The 22,210-nt window shown below is 68.1% G+C and carries 23 protein-coding genes; 18 read left to right on the top strand and 5 right to left on the bottom strand.

Annotation, left to right across the window (positions count from 1 at the left end; translation table 11 throughout):
• Positions 1-326 precede the first annotated feature (326 nt).
• The 7 genes from mbfA (at position 327) to ACMUOO_RS10580 (ending at position 6,217) form a co-directional block, all read left to right on the top strand.
• A complete protein-coding gene (mbfA, locus tag ACMUOO_RS10610) occupies positions 327-1,304 on the top strand; it encodes an iron exporter MbfA (protein WP_301920417.1) in 978 nt (325 codons plus the stop codon).
• Positions 1,305-1,348: 44 nt separating this feature from the next.
• On the top strand, positions 1,349-2,278 hold the full coding sequence (locus tag ACMUOO_RS10605; RefSeq protein WP_301920416.1) for an AEC family transporter: 930 nt from the start codon (positions 1,349-1,351) through the stop codon (positions 2,276-2,278).
• A gap of 14 nt (positions 2,279-2,292) precedes the next feature.
• Positions 2,293-3,123 (top strand): S-formylglutathione hydrolase, encoded by an 831-nt coding sequence (fghA, locus tag ACMUOO_RS10600; RefSeq protein ID WP_301920415.1) that lies wholly within the window; start codon positions 2,293-2,295, stop codon positions 3,121-3,123.
• On the top strand, positions 3,120-3,566 hold the full coding sequence (locus ACMUOO_RS10595) for a YaiI/YqxD family protein (RefSeq protein WP_301920414.1): 447 nt from the start codon (positions 3,120-3,122) through the stop codon (positions 3,564-3,566). Before fghA ends, ACMUOO_RS10595 begins: the two co-directional genes overlap by 4 nt.
• A gap of 81 nt (positions 3,567-3,647) precedes the next feature.
• Positions 3,648-4,622 carry a DMT family transporter gene (locus ACMUOO_RS10590; RefSeq protein ID WP_301920413.1) on the top strand — a complete coding sequence of 325 codons (975 nt, stop codon included), beginning with the start codon at positions 3,648-3,650 and terminating at the stop codon, positions 4,620-4,622.
• A 60-nt stretch (positions 4,623-4,682) separates the two neighbouring features.
• On the top strand, positions 4,683-5,306 hold the full coding sequence (locus ACMUOO_RS10585) for an HAD family hydrolase (protein ID WP_301920412.1): 624 nt from the start codon (positions 4,683-4,685) through the stop codon (positions 5,304-5,306).
• Positions 5,303-6,217, top strand: coding sequence for an ornithine cyclodeaminase family protein (locus tag ACMUOO_RS10580; RefSeq protein ID WP_301920411.1), 915 nt, complete (start codon positions 5,303-5,305; stop codon positions 6,215-6,217). Before ACMUOO_RS10585 ends, ACMUOO_RS10580 begins: the two co-directional genes overlap by 4 nt.
• Positions 6,218-6,275: 58 nt before the next feature.
• Here ACMUOO_RS10580 and ACMUOO_RS10575 read toward each other — a convergent pair whose 3' ends face one another.
• Positions 6,276-7,517, bottom strand: coding sequence for an MFS transporter (locus ACMUOO_RS10575; RefSeq protein ID WP_301920410.1), 1,242 nt, complete (start codon positions 7,515-7,517; stop codon positions 6,276-6,278).
• A gap of 138 nt (positions 7,518-7,655) precedes the next feature.
• Between ACMUOO_RS10575 and zapE the strand changes: the two genes are divergently transcribed.
• Entirely contained in the window at positions 7,656-8,750 is a 1,095-nt protein-coding gene (zapE, locus tag ACMUOO_RS10570) for a cell division protein ZapE (RefSeq protein WP_301920409.1), read from the top strand.
• A gap of 6 nt (positions 8,751-8,756) precedes the next feature.
• On the opposite strand, the gene ACMUOO_RS10565 is transcribed toward zapE, so the two are convergent.
• Complete coding sequence (locus ACMUOO_RS10565; protein ID WP_301920408.1) at positions 8,757-9,635, bottom strand: LysR family transcriptional regulator; 879 nt, start codon at positions 9,633-9,635, stop codon at positions 8,757-8,759.
• 80 nt (positions 9,636-9,715) lie between these two features.
• Here ACMUOO_RS10565 and ACMUOO_RS10560 point away from each other — a divergent pair, with 80 nt between their 5' ends.
• The 3 genes from ACMUOO_RS10560 to uvrC all read left to right on the top strand — a co-directional run bounded on the left by ACMUOO_RS10560 (position 9,716) and on the right by uvrC (position 13,665).
• The gene (locus ACMUOO_RS10560; RefSeq protein ID WP_301920407.1) at positions 9,716-10,516 is read left to right on the top strand and encodes a S49 family peptidase; all 801 of its coding nucleotides are present in this window, start codon (positions 9,716-9,718) and stop codon (positions 10,514-10,516) included.
• Between the two features lie 168 nt (positions 10,517-10,684).
• Complete coding sequence (locus ACMUOO_RS10555) at positions 10,685-11,464, top strand: SDR family oxidoreductase (RefSeq protein WP_301920406.1); 780 nt, start codon at positions 10,685-10,687, stop codon at positions 11,462-11,464.
• A gap of 335 nt (positions 11,465-11,799) precedes the next feature.
• Positions 11,800-13,665 (top strand): excinuclease ABC subunit UvrC, encoded by a 1,866-nt coding sequence (gene uvrC / locus ACMUOO_RS10550; protein WP_301920405.1) that lies wholly within the window; start codon positions 11,800-11,802, stop codon positions 13,663-13,665.
• A 13-nt stretch (positions 13,666-13,678) separates the two neighbouring features.
• Here the strand turns inward: uvrC and ACMUOO_RS10545 are convergent, their stop codons facing one another.
• A complete protein-coding gene (locus tag ACMUOO_RS10545; RefSeq protein WP_301920404.1) occupies positions 13,679-14,368 on the bottom strand; it encodes a FadR/GntR family transcriptional regulator in 690 nt (229 codons plus the stop codon).
• Between the two features lie 82 nt (positions 14,369-14,450).
• Here ACMUOO_RS10545 and ACMUOO_RS10540 point away from each other — a divergent pair, with 82 nt between their 5' ends.
• The 7 genes from ACMUOO_RS10540 (at position 14,451) to ACMUOO_RS10510 (ending at position 19,959) form a co-directional block, all read left to right on the top strand.
• Entirely contained in the window at positions 14,451-15,200 is a 750-nt protein-coding gene (locus ACMUOO_RS10540) for a sulfite exporter TauE/SafE family protein (RefSeq protein WP_301920562.1), read from the top strand.
• Between the two features lie 301 nt (positions 15,201-15,501).
• Positions 15,502-15,870: a hypothetical protein gene (locus tag ACMUOO_RS10535; protein WP_301920403.1), complete on the top strand. Its 369-nt coding sequence runs from the start codon at positions 15,502-15,504 to the stop codon at positions 15,868-15,870.
• On the top strand, positions 15,824-17,341 hold the full coding sequence (locus ACMUOO_RS10530; RefSeq protein WP_301920402.1) for a winged helix-turn-helix domain-containing tetratricopeptide repeat protein: 1,518 nt from the start codon (positions 15,824-15,826) through the stop codon (positions 17,339-17,341). The genes ACMUOO_RS10535 and ACMUOO_RS10530 overlap by 47 nt, the downstream gene beginning before the upstream one ends.
• A 92-nt stretch (positions 17,342-17,433) precedes the next feature.
• Positions 17,434-18,546, top strand: a complete 1,113-nt coding sequence (locus ACMUOO_RS10525; RefSeq protein WP_413855188.1) for a cystathionine gamma-lyase — start codon at positions 17,434-17,436, stop codon at positions 18,544-18,546.
• A 52-nt stretch (positions 18,547-18,598) separates the two neighbouring features.
• Positions 18,599-19,264, top strand: a complete 666-nt coding sequence (gene pgsA / locus ACMUOO_RS10520; RefSeq protein ID WP_301920400.1) for a CDP-diacylglycerol--glycerol-3-phosphate 3-phosphatidyltransferase — start codon at positions 18,599-18,601, stop codon at positions 19,262-19,264.
• Positions 19,261-19,509: a molybdopterin converting factor subunit 1 gene (moaD, locus tag ACMUOO_RS10515; protein WP_301920399.1), complete on the top strand. Its 249-nt coding sequence runs from the start codon at positions 19,261-19,263 to the stop codon at positions 19,507-19,509. Before pgsA ends, moaD begins: the two co-directional genes overlap by 4 nt.
• A 3-nt stretch (positions 19,510-19,512) precedes the next feature.
• On the top strand, positions 19,513-19,959 hold the full coding sequence (locus ACMUOO_RS10510; RefSeq protein ID WP_301920398.1) for a molybdenum cofactor biosynthesis protein MoaE: 447 nt from the start codon (positions 19,513-19,515) through the stop codon (positions 19,957-19,959).
• A 10-nt stretch (positions 19,960-19,969) separates the two neighbouring features.
• On the opposite strand, the gene ACMUOO_RS10505 is transcribed toward ACMUOO_RS10510, so the two are convergent.
• Together ACMUOO_RS10505 and ACMUOO_RS10500 are read right to left on the bottom strand one after the other, a co-directional pair.
• A complete protein-coding gene (locus tag ACMUOO_RS10505) occupies positions 19,970-20,296 on the bottom strand; it encodes a hypothetical protein (RefSeq protein WP_301920397.1) in 327 nt (108 codons plus the stop codon).
• 51 nt (positions 20,297-20,347) lie between these two features.
• The coding region (locus ACMUOO_RS10500) for an OmpA family protein (protein ID WP_413855185.1) at positions 20,348-22,210 on the bottom strand (1,863 nt) is incomplete at its 5' end.

Genomic DNA, 22,210 nt, shown 5'->3' with positions numbered 1-22,210 from the left:
GCGGCGCGCCGGGCAGGAGCGGCAGCGTGCAGTCGCGGCTGGTGTCCGTGCCCGGCGCAGGAAAGTCGAGGCGTGGCAAGTCTAACGGGATGCCGACGGCAGCCGCAGGGAGGGCAGCAAGACCCAGCCAGAAGGCGACGAGGGGGGCGCGGAGGGTCGTCATGATCGATTCCAATCATATCTGTTGAAGTCTCCAGGCAATATCTAAACTCTACAGTTCGCTATTTCAATAAAAAGTAAACTGTTAAGTTCATTTAGACAAGGTGTCGCACTTGCTACGCCCGAAAGCACCTCGTAACTTGGAATCGTTCCAAACGGAGTCCGCCATGATCCCCGGCCTTGCCACCCGTCGCCGTTTCGCGGACCTGACCGAACAGGAAGTCCTCGCCCTGGCCATTTCCTCCGAGGAGGACGACGCGCGCATATACCGCAGCTACGCGGAGCGGCTGCGCAAGGACTACCCCTCCTCGGCAGCAGTCTTCGACGCCATGGCCGCTGAAGAGGATCAGCATCGCCACCGTCTCATCGACCGCCACACAATGCGGTTCGGCGCGGTGATCCCGCTCATCCGGCGCGAGCATGTCGCCGGTTTCTACGCCCGTCGCCCAGTCTGGCTCGTCGAAAACCTCGGACTCGACCGCATCCGCGGCGAGGCAGAGGCGATGGAGCGCGAGGCGGAGACGTTCTACCGCCGCGCGGCGGAACGGACCACCGATGCGGAGACCCGCAAGCTCCTCGGCGATCTCGCGGCGGCGGAGGCGAAGCACGAGGCGCGCGCGGGCGAGCTTGCCGAGACTCATCTCGACGACGAGTCCAAGGGCGAGGAGGACCGCGCCGCACACCGACAGTTCATCCTGACCTGGGTGCAGCCGGGGCTTGCGGGGCTTATGGACGGCTCCGTCTCCACCCTCGCGCCGATCTTCGCCACCGCCTTCGCCACCCGCGACCCGGCCACTACGCTGACCGTCGGCCTTGCCGCCGCGGTCGGCGCCGGCATCTCGATGGGCTTCACCGAGGCCGCGCATGACGATGGCGTGATTTCCGGGCGCGGCTCGCCCGTCAAGCGCGGGTTCGCCTCCGGTATCATGACCACGATCGGCGGGCTCGGCCACGCGCTGCCCTATCTCATTCACGATTTCTGGACCGCCACGACGCTGGCCATCGCCATCGTCTTCGTCGAGCTATGGGCGATCGTCTGGATCCAGAACCGGTACATGGAGACGCCGTTCCTGCGCGCGACCTTCCAGGTCGTCCTCGGCGGCGCGCTCGTCTTCGCGGCGGGAGCCTTCATCGGCGGCGGCTGAGGCGCTGGCCCCCGCCCGCCTCCCCGTGCTAGGCGCGAGGCAACATGCTCGCGATCCTTCTCAAGACACTGCCCTTCTTCGCGCTCATCGGCCTCGGCTGGGGAGCGGGCCGCTTGCGTTTCTTTCCCGAAGTCGCGACCGAGTGGCTGACCCGCTTCGTCTTCTACTTCGCGCTCTCGGCCATGCTCTTCCGCTTCGCGGCGAACCTTTCGGTGGGCGAGATATTCGACCCGGCCTTCGCGATGGCCTATCTCTCGGGCTGCACGATCGTCTATCTGCTCGCCTTCGGTGTGGCACTGGCGCGCCGCGTCTCGATCCCCGAGGCGTCGGTCGAGGCGCAATGCGCCGTGATCGGCAACACCGGCTTTCTCGGGGTGCCGATGCTGACGATGCTGCTCGGCCCCGGTGCGGCGGGACCGGTGCTGATGGTGCTGGCGATCGACCTCATCGTGTTCTCGAGCCTCATCACCCTCATCATCACCGCTTCGCGCGAGGGGCACCTGTCGCCGCGAATCGTCAGGGTCCTGGCGCTCGGGCTCGCGAAGAACCCGATGATCGTGGCGATGGTGGCCGGCATCGCCTGGTCAGCCCTGCGCCTGCCGATGCCGGCACCGGGGGCAGAGTTCCTCGCCCTTCTCGGCGCGGCCGCGACGCCGGGGGCGCTCTTCGCCATCGGCGCCTCGCTGGCGTCGAAATCGGCCGAGCGGCTTTCCGTCGCGCTCTGGCTCAGCTTCGCCAAGCTCGTGCTGCACCCCGGGGCGGTGGCCGTCGCCGCGCTCTGGATTTTCCCGGTGGAACGCGAGGCCGCGGGTGTGATGATCGCCGCGGCCGCGCTTCCCGTCGCGGGGAACGTCTATATCCTTGCCCGGCACTTCGGCGTGGCGCCGCAGCGTGTCTCCGCCTCCATCCTGATTTCCACCGCCTTCAGCATCCTCACCGTTTCCGCCGTCATCGCCTGGATTACGGCCGCCTGAGAAAGGACCACGCCATGCAGACCCTATCCGAGAACAAGTGCTACGGCGGCATCCAGGGTGTCTACCGCCACGCCTCCGACACCTGCGGCGGCGACATGACCTTCGGCCTCTTCCTGCCTGAAGAGGCAGCGGACCATCCGGTGCCGGCGCTCTGGTATCTCTCCGGCCTCACCTGCACGCATGAGAACGCAATGGTGAAGGCGGCTGCGCAGGGCTGGGCGGCGGAGGCGGGCATCGCGCTGGTCTTTCCCGACACATCGCCCAGGGGCGAGGGCGTGGCAGACGATCCGGCCTATGACCTCGGCCAGGGCGCGGGCTTCTACGTCAACGCGACCGAGATGCCGTGGGCGCCCCATTTCCGCATGTGGGACTACGTCGCCGATGAACTGCCGCGCATTCTGACCGCGAATTTCGCACTCGACGCGGACCGCCAGGCCATCACCGGCCATTCGATGGGGGGCCACGGCGCGCTGACGCTCGCGATGCGTCTCCCGGGGCGGTTCCGCTCCGTCTCGGCCTTTGCGCCCATTGCCCACCCGACCCAGTCCGACTGGGGCCGCAAGCAGTTCAGGGCCTATCTCGGCGCCGACGAGGCGGCCTGGGCGGGGCATGACGCGACGCTCCTGATGCGGCGCCTCGGCTTCGACGGGCCGGTGCTGATCGACCAGGGCTCGAAGGACCAGTTCCTCGACCTCCTCAAGCCCGAGGCGCTGGCGCAGGCGATGATGGAGCGGCGTCAGAACGGCCAGGTGCGGATGCAGCCCGGCTACGACCACAGCTACTTCTTCGTCTCCACCTTCATGCGCGACCATGTGGCCTTCCATGCCGAGGCGCTCTACGCATGAGCCTTTACGTCGATGCCGACGCCTGCCCTGTGAAGGACGAATGCATCCGTGCCGCCGAACGGCTGGGGGTGCGCGCCTTCCTCGTCTGCAACGGCGGGCTGCGCCCCTCGGCGCATCCGCTCGTCGAGGTCGTCTTCGTGACCGAGGGTCCGGACGAGGCCGACAAGTGGATCGCCGAACGCGCAGGGCCCGGCGACGTGGTGGTGACGGCCGACATTCCCCTCGCCGCGAAATGCGTGGCATCTGGCGCCGGGGTCCTGAAGCACGACGGCAGTGCGCTGACGCATGCCAACATCGGCAACGCGCTGGCCACGCGCGACCTCATGGCCGACCTGCGCGCCGCCGACCCGTTCCGGCAAGGCGGCGGGCGTGCCTTCGGCAAGGCCGATCGCGCGCGCTTCGCCGCCGCGCTCGACCGGACGCTCAGGGTGGCGGCGCGGTAAGGTGGTACCTGCCTCGCCCAACCCTGACGCGATGTCGCGGGTAGGACAGACGCGCCGCAGCCGGGCTGGCAGATCGATTCCATGACAACGCTCGACCCTGTTTCCGCCGAGGCGCGGACCCGCATCATCGGTGTGTTCTGCATCGTGGGCGGAATGCTGTTCTTTTCGCTCAACGACATGGGCATCAAGTTCCTGAGCGGTGACTATGCGCTCCACCAGGTCGTCCTGATCCGGACAATCGTCGCCATGGCGATCCTGCTCGCCGTCGTGATGCCGCTGCAGGGCGGCTACACGGGGCTCAGGACGCGCCGGCTGCGCGTCCACATCCTGCGCGGGGTCTTCGTCGTCTTCGCCAACATGCTCTTCTTCGTGGCGCTGGCCGCGATGCCGCTGGCCGAGGCGGTCGCGATCTCCTTCGTGAGCCCGCTGCTCATCACCGCCCTGTCGGTCCTCCTCCTAAGTGAAAAGGTGGGGCCGCGCCGCTGGCTCGCCGTCGGGTTCGGCCTTCTCGGCGTCATCGTCATCCTCAGACCGGGGACGGAGGCGTTCCGGCCGGTCGCCATCCTGCCGCTCCTCGGCGCCGTCGCCTATGCGATGGTCAACATTCTCACCCGCCGGCTCGGCGGCACGGAAAGCGCCGTCACGCTCGCCTTCTACATCCAGATCACCTTCGTCGTGGTCTCGGCGGCGATGGGGCTCGGCGTGGGCGACGGGCGCTACGCGGGCACCGGCGACGCCTCGCTCGACTTCCTCCTGCGCGCCTGGATGTGGCCGGAACCGGGCGACTGGCCGGTCCTCGCCATGCTCGGCATCGCGGCGGCCATCGGCTCGCTCCTCGTCGCGCAAGGCTACCGGCTCTGCGAGGCGGCCCTCGCCGCGCCCTTCGAATACACCGCCATGCCGCTCGCCGTCTTCTGGGGCGTCGTCGTCTTCGGCGACTGGCCGGACGCGGTCTCCTGGACGGGGATCGCCCTCATCCTCGCCGGCGGGCTCTATCTCATCTGGCGCGAGACGCGCCGCGGCGTAGCGCCGGAGGGCCCGCGCGCACGGCGCTGATCGGGGGTTTCCTTTCCCGGCGCACCCGCTACGTTGACGCGGACACAAGGGATAGAAGGCATGGCAGGGGAACGCGCGGTCGTCTTCGACATCGGCAACGTGCTGATCGAATGGCAGCCGGAACGGTTCTACGACCGTGCCATCGGCCCGGAGGCCCGCGCGCGGATGTTCGCCGAGGTGGACCTCCACGGGATGAACGAGGCGGTGGACCGGGGCGCCCCCTTTCGCGAGACGATCTATGCCACCGCCGCCCGCTACCCCGATTGGGAAGCCGAGATCCGGCTCTGGCACGACAACTGGATCGACATGGCCTCGCCCGCCATCCCGCATTCGGTGCGGCTCCTGCAGGCGCTGAAGGCCAGTGGCGTGCCGGTCTTCGCGCTGACGAATTTCGGTGACGATACTTTCGCCTTCGCAGAGCGCCATTACCCGTTCCTCGGCGAGTTCGACCGGGCCTTCGTCTCCGGTCGGCTGCGCATGACCAAGCCCGACCCCGCGATCTACGCCGCCGTCGAGGCCGGAACCGGCCGCACCGGGCCCGAGTTTCTCTTCACCGACGACCGGGCCGACAACATCGCGGTCGCCGTTGCGCGCGGCTGGGCGACGCATCATTTCGACGGCCCCGCCGGGCTGGCGGCAAGGCTGGTGGCGGAGGGGTTCCTGACGCGGGAGGAAGCGGCATGACGATCGAGATCGTCGGTCCCGAGGTCGAGGACCGGCTCGACTGGATCGCGCTGACCGAGGCCATCGAGGCCGGCCACCGCCTGCCCCGCGCGGAGGTTGCAGACACCATCCTGCGCCGGGGGGCGGACACGCTGCTTACCCGCTCCGCCTGGATCGACGGGCTCGGGCTCGCGGTCAAGGCGGCCTCGATCTTTCCTGGCAACGTGCGGCGCGGCATCCCTGCGATCAGCGGCGCGGTGAACCTGCTGTCCGACGCCACGGGCGAACTGGAGGCGCTCGTGGACTTCCGGCTCGTGACCAAGTGGAAGACGGCCGGCGACAGCCTGCTCGCCGCCCGTCGGCTCGCGCGCAAGGAGGCGCGCAGCATCCTGATCGTCGGCGCCGGCGCCGTGGCGCATACCCTCGTAGAGGCATATTCGGCGGGCTTTGCGGGCGCACGCTTCACGATCTGGGCGCGCAACCCCGACGCCGCAAGGGCGTTTGCCGAGGAAACCGGCGCGAGACCGGTTGCCGATCTCGCGGCGGCCGTCGGCGGCGCGGACATCATCTGCTGCGCGACGATGGCGACCGAACCGCTCATCAGGGGCGCATGGCTCAGACCGGGCAGCCACCTCGACCTCATCGGCGCCTACCGGCCCGACATGCGCGAGGCCGACAGCGACTGCCTCCGCCGCGCCCGCGTCTTCTGCGACTCCCGCGCCACCACTGTCCACCACATCGGCGAGTTCATCGCCCCGCTGGCGGAGGGGGCGATCACCGAGGCTGACATCGTCGCGGACTATTACGACCTCGCGTCGGGCGCATTCGCGCGCCGGTCAGACGACGAGATCACGCTCTGCAAGAACGGCGGCGGCGCGCATCTGGACCTGATGACGGCGCGCTACATCCTCGGGGTCGCGCGCGGCGCCTGAACCCTTCCGTCTGGCGCATATCCTTCGGCGCTGCGGTGATGAAACCGCCGCCGCGCCCTCAGGCCGGCAGCGCGGCCCCCATGCGATGCTCGCGGATCGGCAGATGGACGATCGCCGAGAAGGCGCCGACCCCGACCCCGATCCACCAGACCAGCGTGTAGTCGCCGTAGATGTCGTACATCCGCCCACCGAGCCATACACCGAGGAATCCGCCGATCTGGTGGCTGAGAAAGACGATGCCGTAGAGCGTGCCCATGTAGCGCAGACCGTAGATGTGCGCGACAAGCCCGCTCGTCAGCGGCACCGTGGCGAGCCAGAGTGCCCCCATGAGGAGCGAGAAGATCAGCACCGAGGCCGGCGTGATCGGCATCAGGATGAACGCCGCCGCCACCACCGTCCGCGCGAGGTAGATGCCGGCGAGAAGGTATTTCTTCGTGTAGCGCTTGCCGAGCCAGCCCGCGGTGATCGAGCCGACGATATTCGCCATCCCGATGACCGAGATCGCGATGGCGCCCAGTGCCGAGGTCGTCGTGATCCCGACCGCCGCGAGCATGCCCCCGGGCGCGATCGCGCCGCACATCTCGGTCACCATCGCGGGGAAATGCGCGGTGATGAAGGCAAGCTGGTATCCGCAGGAGAAGAAGCCGAGGAAGATCAGGATGTAGGACGGGTCGCGGAAGGCCTTCAGGAGCACCTCGCCCATCGACTCTTCCAGTTCGGCCCGGCTCGCCCGTTCCGGCGCCCGCATCAGCGGCAGCGCGAAGAGGCTGAGAAGGATCACCGCCGCGAAGATCATGAAGACGGTCGGCCAGGCGTAGTGGCCCAGAAGGATCTCGGCCACCGGCGCACCGAACACCTGGCCGGCCGATCCCGCCGCCGTCGCGATGCCGAGCGCCAGCGACCGGTTCTCGGCGCTCGCCGCGCGTCCGACGACGGCGAGGATGACACCGAAGCCGGTGCCGGCGATGCCGAATCCGACGAGGATTTCCAGAAGCTGCATCTGGCCGGGCGTCACCGCGAAGGCCGAGAGGACCAGTCCGGCGGCATAGAAGAGCGCCCCCGCGACAATCGCGCGGCGGTCGCCGAACCTCTCGGCGAGCGCGCCGAAGATCGGCTGGCCGATCCCCCAGGCGAGGTTCTGGATTGCGATGGCGAGCGAGAACTCCGCGCGCGGCCAGCCGAACTCGGCGGCGATCGGGATCTGGAAGACGCCGAAGCTCGCCCGGATGGCGAAGCCCAGCATGATGATGACGCACCCGCCGATCAGCACGGGGGTGAAGAGGGGGGCGCGCACGGACATGCCGGTGTCTCCTTTCGGGCCTTGCGACTTAGCTCCGGGCCGGCGGCCCGGTCAAATCGAGAATTGTGATCGCGACAATTCCGGGCCGCCCGTGCCGTCGGGCTTTCCCTTGTCCCCGCGCCGCGTTATCGGGCGTGCATGGCCGAGACGCTGACCGAGATCTACGACCGGATGACGCACGAGGGGGGGCTCCGGCAGGACGCCGCCCAGCGCGCCGTCCTGCCGGAACTCGACCGAATCCGTTTCGGCCTCGAAGAGGCGAACGGGAAGAAGCGCGGCCTCCTCGGCGGGCTTTTCGCCAGGGCACCGGAGCCGGTGAGGGGTCTTTACCTCTGGGGCGGGGTCGGGCGCGGCAAGTCGATGCTGATGGACCTCTTCCATGGCCATGTCGCCATCGATGCCAAGCGTCGCGTGCATTTCCACGCCTTCATGCAGGAGGTGCAGGCGGCCTTGCACGCCGCGCGCAAGACCGGGGTCGACGACGCGATCCGGCCCGTGGCCGAGGACATCGCCGGCAAGCTCCGTCTGCTCAGCTTCGACGAGATGCAGATCACCGACATCGCCGACGCGATGATCGTCGGGCGGCTCTTCCAGATGCTCTTCGACCGTGGCGTGACGGTCGTCACCACGTCGAACCGCGTGCCCGACGATCTCTACAAGGACGGGCTGAACCGGCCGCTCTTTCTTCCCTTCATCCAGCTTCTGAAGGAGCGGATGGTCGTCCGCGAACTGGAGAGCGAGACGGACTACCGCCAGCACCGGCTCCAGGGGGCGCAGGTGTGGTTCACGCCCGCGGGTCCGGATGCGCGCGCGGCGATCTCGCGTATCTGGCTGGAACTGACCGGCGGCGGGGCCGACAGTCAGCTCAGGCTTGAGGTCAAGGGGCGCGAGGTGGTCCTGCCTGAGTATCACGCCGGCGTGGCACGCGCGTCGTTCTGGGAGCTTTGCGGCCGCCCGCTCGGTCCGGCCGACTTCCTCGCCATCGCCGGCGCGGTGCGGGTGCTGATCCTCGACGACATCCCGCATCTCTCGGCCGAGAACTACAACGAGGCGAAGCGATTCGTGACGCTCATAGACGCCCTCTACGAGGCGAAGGTGCGGCTGATCTGCTCGGCGGCCGACGAGCCCGAGCGGCTCTATGTCGAGGGCGAGGGCGCTTTCGAGTTCGAGCGCACGGCGAGCCGGCTCAGGGAGATGCAGGGGGCCGGATGGGGCGGCGATGCGGGGCGCTGACCGCGCTCAGGCCCGCGCGAGTTTCCGCGCCTGATCCAGAAGCGCGTCCACAACCGGCCGGTGCGGTTCGCGCGGATCGGCGATGAGCCCGACAAGGTGGCTCGCGTCCGGCGCGACGATCGGGATCGCCTTCAGCCCCGCGCCGTGCATCTCGGCCAGCGTCTCGGCCACGATGGCGACCCACTCGCCCGTCCGCACATGGGAAATGAGGGCGATGGAAGAATTGGCCTCCACCCGCGCCGGCACCTTGGTCCCCGCTTCGGCGAGGTGGCGGTTGACGATCCGCCGGTTCTGCATGTCGCCGGTCAGAAGGCAGAGCGGCAGGGTGGCGACCTCGACCCAGGGGATCGACGTCCGCCCGGCAAGGGCCGAGCCTTCGGCGACGAGCAGGCGGTAACCCTCGCGGTAGAGCGGCACCTGCACGACGCGGCCAAGCGGCTCGTTGTCGAGGTAGCTGATCCCGGCATCGAGATCCAGCCGCTCGATTCCGTCGAGAATCTCGACCGATGTGCGCGAGAGGATCGCCATATCCACATTGGGGTTGGCGGCGAGGAAGGGCGCGGTGAGCCGTGCGATCATCGGCAGCGCCGTCGGGATCACCCCGATCCGGAGGTTGCCCGAAAGCCCGAGCCGCCGCGCCCGCATCTCCTCGCGCAACGCGCGCGCATCCCCGACGATCCGGAGCGCCCAGTCGAGCACGCGCTGGCCTTCCGGCGTGAGCCCCTCGAAGCGCGAGGCGCGGAACACGAGCTGCACGCCGAGCTGCTCCTCCAGTTGCCGGATGGCGGAGGAAAGCGTGGGCTGGGTCACGCCCATGGTCTCGGCCGCGCGGCCGAAGTGGCGTTCATTGGCAAGCGCGATGAACATTTCAAGCTTGTCGATCATGGCCGGAGCCTACCCCGGCGGACGGAAGCGCGAAAGGTCGGGCTATTGTCGCCCGCGCGCCCCCGGATTACATCGGGGGCATGGCAGCATTCATCCCTTTCCTGAAGTCTCCTCCCCGCGTCTCTGTGCTGCGCCTGCAGGGCATGATCGTCGCGGGCGGACGCATGGGCGGCGGGCTCAGCGACGCCGCGCTCGCCCCGGTGATCGACAAGGCGTTCCGCAAGGGCCGGCCCGCCGCCGTGGCGCTCGCAATCAATTCCCCCGGCGGTTCGCCGGTGCAGTCCGCGTTGATCGCGGCGCGGATCCGGCGACTGGCCGAGGAAAAGAAGCTGCCCGTCCACGCCTTCGTGGAGGATGTGGCAGCCTCGGGTGGTTACTGGCTGGCGACGGCCGGCGACGACATCTGGGTCGATGCGAGTTCCGTCGTGGGCTCCATCGGCGTGATCTCGGCCGGCTTCGGATTCCCGGAGTTCCTCGCCCGTCACGGGATCGAGCGGCGCGTGCACACCGCCGGCCGTTCCAAGAGCTTTCTCGACCCGTTCCGGCCGGAGATGGCCGAAGACGTGGCACGGCTCATGGCGATTCTCGATCCCGTGCACGAGGCGTTCAAGACGCAGGTGCGCAGCCGGCGCGGCGGAAGGCTCGCCCCAGGCGACCTTTTCACGGGCGATGTCTGGGTCGGCCAGGCTGCCGTTGACCAGGGGTTGGCCGACGGGCTTGGCCACATGGTGCCGAAGCTGAAGGCACTATACGGCGACAAGGTGCGGCTCGTGCCCTATGGCGTGAAGAAGCCCTTCCTGCAGCGCTTCGGCGGGCATCTCCTTGGCGCGGCGATGGACGAGATCGAGGAACGCGCCCTCTGGGCGCGCTACGGGGTCTGACATGGTCAAGGCGGTCACGCTCCTCCTCGTCTTCCTCGCCGCACTCGCCGTCTTCGGGCGGCTCCGGTTTCCCGGACGCGGTCAGCGCCGGCTTGGGGCCGCACGTTGCGCGTCCTGCGGTCGGCCACGCATCGGCAACGCGCCCTGCCCCTGCGGGAGCAAGGCCGGATGAAGCGCGCGCTCGTCACCGGGGGGGCGCGGCGACTTGGCCGGGCGATGGCGCTCCATCTTGCGGGGCGCGGCATCGAGGTCGCCATCCACTACGCGAGTTCGGCGGAAGAGGCCGAAGCGACCGCCGCCGACGCCCGCGCGCTTGGCGTCACGGCCGCGACGCTGCGCGCCGATCTCCTGCAGGAGGCCGAAAGCCGCAGCCTCGTTGCCCGGGCGGCCGCGGCGCTCGGAGGGCCGATCGACCTTCTGGTCAACAACGCCTCCATTTTCGAATACGACAACATCCGCACCGGAACCCGCGAAAGCTGGGACCGGCACATCGAATCGAACCTCCGCGCACCGGTCGCGCTGACACAGGACTTTGCTGCCCAGGCGCCGAAAGCCGTGCGACAGGCGGATGGCGCCGCGCTTGCGCAGGGTCTCGTCGTCAACATGCTTGACCAGAGGGTGCGGAAGCTCACACCGGAATTCATGTCCTACACGGTGGCAAAGATGGGCCTTTGGGCCTTCACCCGGACCGCCGCCCGCGCACTCGCCCCCGATATCCGCGTCAACGCCATCGGCCCCGGCACCACGCTTCAGGGGGCGCGCCAGACCGCAGAGCAATTCCATGGACAGCGCGCCTGCTCGGTCCTTGAGCGCGGCGCCGACCCGGAGGACATCTGCGCGGCGCTTGGCTATCTCATCGATGCCCGCGCGGTCACCGGGCAGTTGATCTGCGTGGACGGAGGCCAGCATCTGGGCTGGAAGACACCCGACATCTTGGGTGTGGACTAGCGAAATATCGGCACGAAACGCCTGGCCGGGCTTGACTTGTCCACCTGTAACGCGGCTGTGACAAATGCGTGACGATTCTCCCAATGCTTTCAGTGATTTGCCGGAGATGCAGAAAAATCATGCGCGATTTCAATGGGTTGCGAGACTGCCTAAAAAACAGGCAACGTGATGAACCTAGCCGAAAACAAGGAAAATTTCCGCGCGTCGAATTCTTTTCGACAGAGTTATCCACATTTTCCGTGGACAGGATTTCGCTTGCCTTTGGGCACGCGAGGTTGCAGCCGAAGACAGGAATCGGTGCCGACGCAGGGGTCGCGAAATGAGGACGTTTCGAGATGACCGAGATGACGCGAGGTAAGCTTTCGGGGCACGCGCTGATCCAGTCGTACCTCAAGACGCTGACCGCCCAGCCCGGCGTCTACCGCATGCTCGATTCCGAGGGGCGGGTGCTTTACGTCGGCAAGGCCCGCAATCTCAAGGCGCGCGTCTCGAACTACGCGCGCCCCTCGGGCCATTCGGCGCGGATCGCGCGGATGATCCACGCGACGGCCTCGATGATGTTCCTGACGACGCGGACCGAGACCGAGGCGCTGCTTCTGGAGCAGAACCTCATCAAGCAGCTAAAGCCCTATTTCAACGTGCTCCTGCGCGACGACAAGTCCTTCCCGAACATCCTCGTGTCCAAGGAGCACCCGTTCCCGCAGATCAAGAAACATCGCGGCGCGAAGAAGGAGAAGGGCAACTATTACGGCCCCTTCGCCAGCGCCGGGGCGGTGAACCGGACGCTGAACCAGTTGCAGAAGGTGTTTCTGCTCCGCAACTGCTCCGACGCCATGTTCGCCAGCCGCACGCGGCCTTGCCTGCTCTACCAGATCAAGCGGTGCAGCGCGCCCTGTGTAGGCCATGTGAGCGAAGCGGATTACGGCACGCTCGTCGCCGATGCCGAACGCTTCCTGCAAGGCAAGTCCACGCAGGTGCAGGCCAGGCTTGCCGAGGACATGGCCGCCGCCTCGGAGGCGATGGAGTTCGAACGCGCCGCGGCCTTGCGCGACCGGATCAAGGCGCTGACCCAGGTCCAGCAGGTCCAGGGCATCAATCCTCGCGGCGTGGCCGAGGCGGATGTCGTCGCGCTCCACATGGAGGGCGGACAGGCCTGCGTGCAGGTGTTCTTCATCCGGGCCAACCAGAGCTGGGGCAACCGCGACTTCTACCCCAAGACCGGCGCCGGGGCCGAGGCGCCGGAAGTGCTCGAAGCCTTCCTCGGCCAGTTCTACGCCGACAAGGCGCCGCCGCGCCTCATCCTCCTGTCGCACCTGATCGAGGATGCCGACCTGATGACCGAGCTTCTGTCCGACCGCGCCGGCCGCAAGGTGGAGATCGCCGTCCCGCGACGGGGCGAGAAGGCGGAACTGGTCGAGAACGCCGCCCGCAACGCCCGCGAAAGCCTTGGCCGGAAGATGAGCGAAAGTGCTGCCCAGTCGAAGCTTCTCGAAGGGCTTGCCGAGGCGTTTGATCTCGACGCGCCGCCTCGGCGGATCGAGGTCTACGACAACTCGCACATCATGGGCACCCATGCCGTCGGCGGGATGATCGTCGCCGGGCCCGAGGGCTTCGTCAAAAGCCAGTACCGCAAGTTCAACATCAGGGGTGCGGACCTCACCCCCGGCGACGATTTCGGCATGATGAAGGAGGTGCTGACCCGTCGCTTCCAGAGACTGCTGAAAGAGGATCCCGACCGCGAAAGCGAAGCCTGGCCCGACCTCCTGCTGATCGACGGCGGCGCCGGGCAGGTCTCGGCGGTGAACGGGATCATGGAGGAACTGGGGGTCGAGGATGTGCCGATGATCGGCGTCGCCAAGGGCGTCGACCGCGATGCCGGCAAGGAGGAATTCCACCGCCCCGGCAAGCCCCCTTTCGCGCTCCCGCACAACTCCCCGGTCCTCTACTTCATCCAGCGCCTGAGGGACGAGGCCCATCGCTGGGCCATCGGCGCGCACCGGGCGAAGCGCGCCAAGTCCATCGGCGCCACCCCGCTCGACGAGGTACCCGGCATCGGCGCGGCGCGCAAGCGGGCGCTCCTCCAGCATTTCGGGTCGGCCAAGGCGGTAAGCCGCGCCGGGCTCGAAGACCTCAAGGCCGTGGACGGGATTTCGGCGACGATGGCGCAGACGGTCTACGACTACTTCCACGCGGGCGGGTGAGGACACGCCAAGATCATCCACCCGCGCCCGACATGGCGGCTTCGATCGCCTTCAGATGGACGGCCATCCGTTCGGCCGCCCCGGCGGCGTCGGCGGCGGCGATGCGGTCCACGATATCCCGGTGCTGGTCGCTGTGGATCGTGCGGAACTCGCCGGCGCCGGTCCTGCGATAGGTGCGGTGCCATTCCCGCTGCCAGGCGGCGCGGCGGCGCGCGCCGGACAGGTAGGTCAGCAGGCCGATCAGCACCGGGTTGCGCGACACCTCCGCGACCGCCCGGTGAAAGGCGTCATCCGCCTGCTCGCAGGCCGCGAGGTCGGGCGCCCGGCGTCCGGCGGCAAGCCTGCCGCGCAGGTGGGCGATGTCCGGCGCATCGGCGCGGCGCGCCGCTTCGGCGGCGACCTGCGGTTCGAGAAGGATGCGCGCCCGCATCAGGTCGGGCGGCGTCGCCCCTTCGACCAGGAGCATGTCCCTGACCGGCAGGTGCCGCGGTCGCGCGCCGCGAAAGGTGCCCTGGCCGACATGCCGCCAGATCTCGCCCTCGCGCTCCAGCGTGGAAAGCCCCTTGCGCAGGGTCTCGCGGCTGCATCCCAGGCGCATCGCGAGCATGCGTTCGGCGGGCAGCCGGTCGCCCGCGTCGGGGGCAAGCTCGGCGAGAAGGCGGCGCAGCCGGGATTCGGTCGTCTTGAAGCTCAGCCGCGTCATCGGCCTCTCTTTCCAGACCAATTTGCAGACCAATATGCCAGCGTGCAAGAAGATGCCACTTCAGAAGACGGAAGGGGCGCGGATGTTCGAGATTCTCTTGCTGGCCGGTGCCGGATTCGCGGCGGGTGTGCTGAACGCCGTCGCCGGCGGCGGGACGTTCCTGACCCTGCCCGCACTCATCCATGTCGGCATACCGCCGGTCAGCGCCAATGCCACCGCGACACTGACCGCGCTGCCGGGCTATCTGAGCAGCGCCTGGGCCTTCAGGAACGACATGGAGCCCGAAGGCAGCCTCGGACTGCGCGCGATCATCGCGATCTCCGCAGTCGGCGCCATTCTCGGCGCGCTGCTGCTGATCGTGACGCCGGGGGATACGTTCCTGTGGATCGTGCCCTGGCTCCTGCTTCTCGCGACGGTGCTGTTCGCGGCCGGACCTCGCCTGATCCGGCTCCTGCGGCGGCAGGGCGGCCATGCCGCGGGTCCCCTGCCATCGGCGCTCGCGATCCTCGCCGTATCGGTCTATGGCGGATACTTCAACGGCGGGCTCGGGATCATGCTACTCGCGGCCTTCGGCCTCATCGGCTATGCCAACCTGCACGGCATGAACGGACTGAAGAACGTCCTGTCGGCGGTCCTGTCGCTGCTGTCCGCGCTTGCCTTCGTCGCGGCCGGCCTGATCGCCTGGGAACAGGCGCTGGTCATGGCGGCGAGCGCGGCGCTGGGCGGCTATGTCGGCGCGCGTCAAAGCCGGCGCATCGCAAGGACCGATCTTTTGCGCCATTTCGTGACCGCCGTCGGGGCGATCATGACCATCCTGTTCTTCCTTCGCTGAGCGTAACCCTCTTCGCGCGGGTCCTCGCCGCCGCCAGGCTCTCCGTCCGGAGACAAAGCCCCCCGCCCGAAAGGGCACTGCCGCAGCGTTTCGGTTCGCCCAAGGCCGTCACGCGCGCCGGAGTGGACAGCCTTGCGGCCGTGAACGCGATTTCCGAACCGATGGCGAAGACGCTCCGCGACTGCTTCCGCGCGGGCAACTGAACCGCACGATTTCAGAAAGATTTCAGCCAGCCGACCGGACGCCATCTGCGATCAGGCCTACCCTCTGGGCCTGCACCGGATTGCCCAGGAGGCCCGTCATGCTGCGTCATCGTCACCCCACGGTCAGTGAAAAGGAGAACCACTGGACGCCCGAGGCGGATTGGGAAACGCGGACCGAGGCCCGGGCCCGCCGTGCGGAACTGGCCCATCTGATCGCAGACGGCATGTCGATCGGGGCGCATCCCGACTACCTTGCGATCCTTGACGCGGACGATCCGCGCATTCTTCAGGCCGACTATCCGCCGCTGCTGCCGGCACTCTCGCGCGCGGGTCGTGACATGGCCAAAAGGGCGTTGACAGCCTGGCTGCGCAGGCTTCCGATGAGGCATCGCAAGGTCGCAGCGGTGTCGGATGCCGGGTGTGCAGGAGGAGACGGGGACGATCCATTTTGCCGGGTTCAGCCTTGATCCGGCGCGTGGAACGCTGGAACACGATGGCGTGCCCGTCGAAATCCGCGCCAAGACCTATGCCCTGCTGACCCAACTGGCCGCACATCGCGGCGCGGTCGTGCAGAAGGAAAGCCTGATGGCCGCCGTCTGGCCCGGCGTCTTCGTCAGCGATGACACCCTGACACAAACCATCAAGGACCTGCGCCGCGTGCTGGGACCCGAGACCCGGCACATCGTTCGGACCTTTCCGCGTCGCGGCTACATGCTCGATATCGCCCGCACCGTCCCGGCGTCGCCATCCTCGACGGGATCGGGGGTTCGGGAATTGCGTCTCGCGGTCCTTCCGTTCGGCGTGGATGGCGACGACGGGGACGACCGGTTGTTCCGCGACATTGCCGAGGAAGTGACCTACGGCCTCGCCCGCTATCGGACGCTGGCGGTGATCTCGCCCTATTCCGCCCTCGGCCTATCTCCGGACGGGCCGCGTGAGGTTCACGCCGACTATGTGGTGCGCGGCCGCGTGCGCCGGGCGGGCGACCGCTACCGCATCTCGGTCTACCTCACCGAAACGTCCGGAATGCGGCAGATCTGGGGGGAAACCTTCACGCTCGACGAGACAGAGGTGCTGACCCTGGAGAATACGCTGCCCCGCCGGATCATCCAGCGCGTTGCCGCGACAGCCGAGGAATCGGCGATGGATGCGCCGCTCTCGGGCCGGCCGGCAGACATCCAGGCCTTCCGCCACTTCGTCACCGCGCGGCGGTATCTCAGAGATGTCGGGCCGGGTGTGAACGAAGCCGCCTGCGATCACCTGCGCGAGGCCCTGAAGATCGACCCGGATTTCGCCATCGCGCTCGGCTATCTCGCGCTCGCAGAGGTCATCGCCGCAGGCTATGGCTCTGCACCGAAAGAGGTACTGGACCGCGCGCTGGTCAATGCGTCCCGCGCCGTGGCGCTCGCGCCGGAAGAGGCGCGCTGCCATCGGATGCTCGGCCTCGTCCACCAGTTCCGCCGCGAAACCGGCGCGGCCGAGTTCCATGCCCGGCATGCGCTGGAACTGAATCCCTACGACACGGACACGATGGCCGCGTTGAGCTACATGCTCTCGAACCAGGGCCGCGGGCTGGAGGCGCTGGAGCTTTGCCGCCGGGCCATCGAGCTGAACCCGTTCCACCCGATGTGGTATTTCCTCGATCTCGCGGTCGCAGCCTTCACGGCCGGGGATTACGGCCTTTCGATCGAGAGTCTTCTCAGGCTCGCGCCGCGCGGCCCGATGCGCGAGACCCGGCTCGCCGCGGCGTACGCATTGGCCGGCCGCACGGACGAGGCCGCCCGCCACATCGACGCTGCGCTCGCGCTCGACCCGGCCTGGGATCCAGTGAAGGATGGGGCCGAAGCGGTGGAATACGTCAACCCCGCCGACACCGCCCGCTTCGTCGAGGGCGTTCGCCGCGCCCTTGCGGCGCGGCAGGGAACCGGCACCCTCTGACGCACCGGCGAACCTGTCCCCCCTTTCCGTTTGACGCCCCCGCCACTAGGCTGCCATGCGGGAAGCGGACGCCGCCGCCAGGAGCCTCCACCATGACCGAAGATAATCGCGCCTCGCCCGCCGAGCTTCTCCACCTGCGCGGCCGCGCGCTCGAAAAGGGCGAACCGATCGCGCTGCCCCTGACGCTCGCCTCGATGTACCACTTGCCGGGCGATCCGGCGGGATACGCGAGCTACGGGCGCTCGGACAACCCGACATGGGAGGCCTGCGAGAAGATGCTCGGCCATCTCGAGGGGGCCGAGGCGGTGCTGTTCCCCTCCGGCATGGCCGCGATCACCGCGCCGTTCCTTGCCCTCCTCTCCGCCGGGGACCGGGTGCTGCTGCCATCGGACGGCTATTACACGACGCGGCTCCTGGCCGACCGCATCCTCGCCAAGCTCGGCGTGACATTCGACCGGCGCCCGACCGCGGCCTTCGCCGAGGGCGGCTTCGAGGGCTATCGCCTCGTCTTCGTGGAGAGTCCCTCGAATCCGGGCCTGGATCTCTGCGACATCGCCGAGGTGGCCGGCCAGGTGCGGTCGTCGGGCGGCCTCACCATCGTGGACAATACCACCATGACGCCCTTCGGCCAGCGTCCGCTGAACCTTGGGGCCGATATTGTCCTGGCCTCCGACACCAAGGCGCCGGGGGGCCATTCCGACCTTCTGATGGGCCATGTGGCCGCCCGAGATGCCGGCCTGATCGCGGCGCTGAGGGACTGGCGCAAGATTTCCGGCACCATCCCCGGCCCGTTCGAGGCCTGGCTCCTGCACCGCAGCCTGGAGACACTGGAGTTGCGCTTCGACCGAATGTGCCGGACTGCGGGCACGGTCGCCGAACGGCTCGCCGTGCATCCGTCGGTGAAGGCAATTCGCTACCCCGGCCTGCCGGGCGACCCGGCCCACAACCTCGCCGCGCGACAGATGCAACGGTCGGGGTTCCTCGTCGGGCTGACGCTCGCCTCGGGCGCGGCCGCCGAGGCCTTCATCGCCGCCTGCCCCTTCCTCCGGCCCGCCACCTCTTTCGGTGGCGTCCACAGTTCGGCCGAACGCCGCGACCGCTGGGGCGATGCGGTGGCCCCCGGCTTCGTGCGCCTCGCCATCGGCTGCGAACCGCTGGACGAGCTCTGGCCCGCCCTCGACAGGGCGCTCGCGGCGGCGGACTGAGCGGCGGGTCACGCCTCTTCCAGTTGCCGCCGCCAGTCGCTAGGGTGCCGCCATGAGATGGACGATCCCGAACACGCTGACGGTCCTCCGCCTGCTCGCCGCACCCGGTGTCGCGGTGATGTTCCTTTATTTTCACCGGCCCTGGGCAGACTGGTTCGCGCTCGTCCTCTTCGTCTCCGCCGCCATCACCGATTATTTCGACGGCTATCTCGCACGGCTCTGGAAGCAGGAATCGAAGTTCGGCGCCATGCTCGATCCGATCGCCGACAAGGCGATGGTGGTGATCGCGATCATGGTGCTGACCGGCTACTCGGGGATGAACCCCTGGCTGATCCTGCCAGCGACGCTGATCCTCTTCCGTGAGGTCTTCGTCTCGGGACTGAGGGAGTACCTCGGCGCCACGGCGGGCTCTCTGAAGGTCACGAACCTTGCAAAGTGGAAGACCACGGCGCAGATGATCGCCATAGCCATTCTCTTCCTCGGCACCGGGCTCGAACATCTCGAAGGCATCGCGCGGCGCGGCCTAACCCCCGAGGAATATGCCGACCTTGTCACGGCCGGGCTCGCCGACCCGATCCGCTCATGCGGGGTGCGTGGCTGTTCTTCCTATGCCACCTTCGTCGGGCTCGGCTTGATCTGGATCGCGGCCGTTCTCACATTCCTCACGGGGTGGGAATACTTCCGCAAGGCCCTGCCGTTTCTGAAGGACGAACGATGATCGACGTGCTCTACTTCGCCTGGGTGCGCGAGCGCATCGGCCTGCCGCGCGAGCGGGTCGATACATCGGCCGCGACCGTGGCCGATCTCGTCGCGGAACTGAGGTCCCGCGAAGACCGCTATGCCGCCGCCTTCGCCGACCTGCGAAGCTTGCGGGTGGCACTCGACCAGCAGCTTGCCGATTTCTCCGCGCCGCTTGCCGGCGTGCGCGAGGTCGCCTTCTTCCCGCCGATGACTGGGGGCTGAGCCATGGCGGTCCGGGTCCGTGTCCAGGCGGAACCCTTCGACTACGGCGCGGAATGCGCCGGCTTCGGCGCCGGTGGGCGCGGCGTGGGCGCGGTCGTCACATTTCTCGGCATCGTCCGCGACGACAGCGGGCAACTGGCGCGGATGGAGATCGAGCACTATCCCGGGATGACCGAGAAGGCGATCGCGGCAATCGCGGAGGAGGCGCATGTGCGGTGGAGCCTGGCCGAACTTCTGGTCATTCACCGCTACGGCCCGCTCGCACCCGGCGAGGCGATCATGATGGTGGCGACGGCCGCGCGCCATCGGGTCGCGGCCTTCGAGGCGGCGGAATTCCTGATGGACTACCTGAAGTCCCGCGCGCCCTTCTGGAAGAAGGAAATCGGCGCCGATGGCGCGACATGGGTCGCCGCGACCGAGGAGGATGAGGAAGCGCTGACGCGGTGGTAGGCAGGACCGGTCAGCCGGCGTGCATCCGCTCGATGTAGGCGCGCAGTTCCTCGGCCTCGGCCCTGGCGTCACGCAGGCCGTCCATCGCCGCCCGCAGTTCCGCCTGCGACTGGTTGAGCCGGTTGGTCAGTTCCGCCTCGCGGCTTTCGAGGAAGGTGATCGCGGCATCGCGGGTTTCCTCGGCCTCGTGCAGGTCGCGCGCCATCTTTTCCAGGTCGTCGATCTCGGCCTTCGTGACCCGGCTGAGGCGATGGACGAACCAGCAGGCGAACCAACCTAGCCCGAAGGCCACGAAGAGGATGATCGCCGTGGCGATGATGAGTTCGGTTCTGTTCATGGCCCTGCTTTGGCTGTTCGTTTCCTGCCGGTCAAGCCCCGCCCGGGCGCGTCAACGGTCCGGCCGCGGTTTCGGCTTTGCCGTGTCATCGGCCGGCGTGTTGACGACGACAGGTACCCCGTCCTCTGCCTGGCCTTCCGTCGCAGCCGTGGCTGCGGGCTTGATCAGACGGAACTCGATCCGGCGGTTGGCCTCCCGGCCCGCCTCGGTCTCGTTCTCACCGATGGGCACGGTCTCGCCAAAGCCCGTGGCGGTGAGGTTTCCGGTCAGGACCCGACGCTCCATCAGCGCGGCGACGACGGCCTCGGCCCGCTTCTGGCTGAGCTCGAGGTTCATCTCTTCCCGGCCCTGGGCGTCGGTGTGGCCCCCGACCTCCATCGGAAAGTCAGCGCATTGCTTCATCTGTTCGGCAATCTTGTCGAGCGTCCCGGCCGCATCGCGGGCAATCTGGGCGGAGCCAGGCTCGAAGTTGATCTTGTGTTCGGCGAGGATCGCGTTGATCCCGTCCACGCACTCCTCGTCCGTGGGCAGCCCGAGAAGCGGGTCGAGCTTCGCGTCATAGCGGATGTCGAGCTTGAAGTTCAGCCCTTCGCCCAGGCGGCTCGACAGGATCCGCGCGACGTTGTCGGATGCGATGGAAGAGCCGGTCACGCCGGATACCCTGATGATCTCGGGGCGTACCTGCGCGGTGCCGTTGTCGAGTTCCGCAAGCGCCTCGAGGGTCGCGAGGACCCGGACCGTCCAGCCGGCGGGCATGTCCGGGGCGAGGCGCGTAGCGGCATGGACGGAGACGGAGCCGAAGCGCGCCCGGGCGAAGCTGTCCACGGCATCGCGCGAGAGCGCGTCGCCGAGCCTGCCGCGCATCTCGAGCTTGCCTTCGGACGAAAGCGTCGCGACAAACTCGGGCACCACCGACGCCGCCGACTCCTCCGTCGGTCTGGGCGTAAGCACGGCGTGGAGAGAAAAGACCTCGGGCAGGTTCGATTCGAGTTCGCCCACTACGCGGTCAAAGGCGTCCTGGGACACCGTCTCGGCGGCCACCAGCGAAATGTCGGCATCCGAGAAGGTGACCGACCCGGCGCCAAGCTCCTTCATCGCGGCCAGTGCCATGGTGACCGCGTCGGCCCAGGCGGGTGTTGGCACACCAAGCCCGATGGTGCAGGCGATCTTGCGGGTGGCACCTGCCGCGTTGGCCGCGGCGATGATCCGGTCGCGCGCCTTCTCGCTGTCGGCCGAGCAGGCGTCGAAACGTGCGCCGTTCTCGTCGATCAGGAATCGCAGCGTGAAGGGGGTGATCACCGGCCGCGGCGCCGAGATGTCGAGCATGAGCCTGATGCCCTTGGGCGCACGGCGGCTGAGGTCGGCCTCCAGTCGCGCCTTTTCCGCCGCGCTGTCGGAAATCGCGGTGATCGCCACGCGATCCGCGAAGATCGAGACCTTCGAGCGCGGCAGCGTGGCCAGCGCCTCGATCCCGAAATCGAGCGCTGCCGCCCATCCTTTGGGCACCGGATGGTCGGCCGCCTCCAGCATGTCCGTCACCGTGCCGTCGCCCGCGGCCTCGCCGAGTTTCACCGCCAGTCCTTCGCGGTCAGTCGCGGAAGGAACCAGTCCGATGAGAGAGACGCCGTCGCCATTGCGCAGGATCTCGACGGTGAAGTCCGGCGCCTTGAGTGCGGCAGGATCGGCCACGTCCATCGTGTCGATCACGCGATCCGGGTCCACCACGGTACCCGCGGCCGTCAACGCCCGGAATCGCTCCGCCTCGGAGGGCGCGGTGCCGGCAAGCGTGATCTGGAGCCCGTCGGCCAGGACCTCGACCCAGTCCTGCCCAACGGCGGCGAGCGCCCCGGTCACGCCCTCGGCCGACCGACGCTCCACGAAGCCCGCCGCGACGGTCGCGGCCAGAAGGCTGAG

Source organism: Albidovulum sp. (assembly GCF_041919395.1).
Taxonomy (GTDB): domain Bacteria; phylum Pseudomonadota; class Alphaproteobacteria; order Rhodobacterales; family Rhodobacteraceae; genus Albidovulum.
Note: the sequence above shows the minus strand (reverse complement) of the source record. Positions and strands in the feature narration are given on the sequence as shown.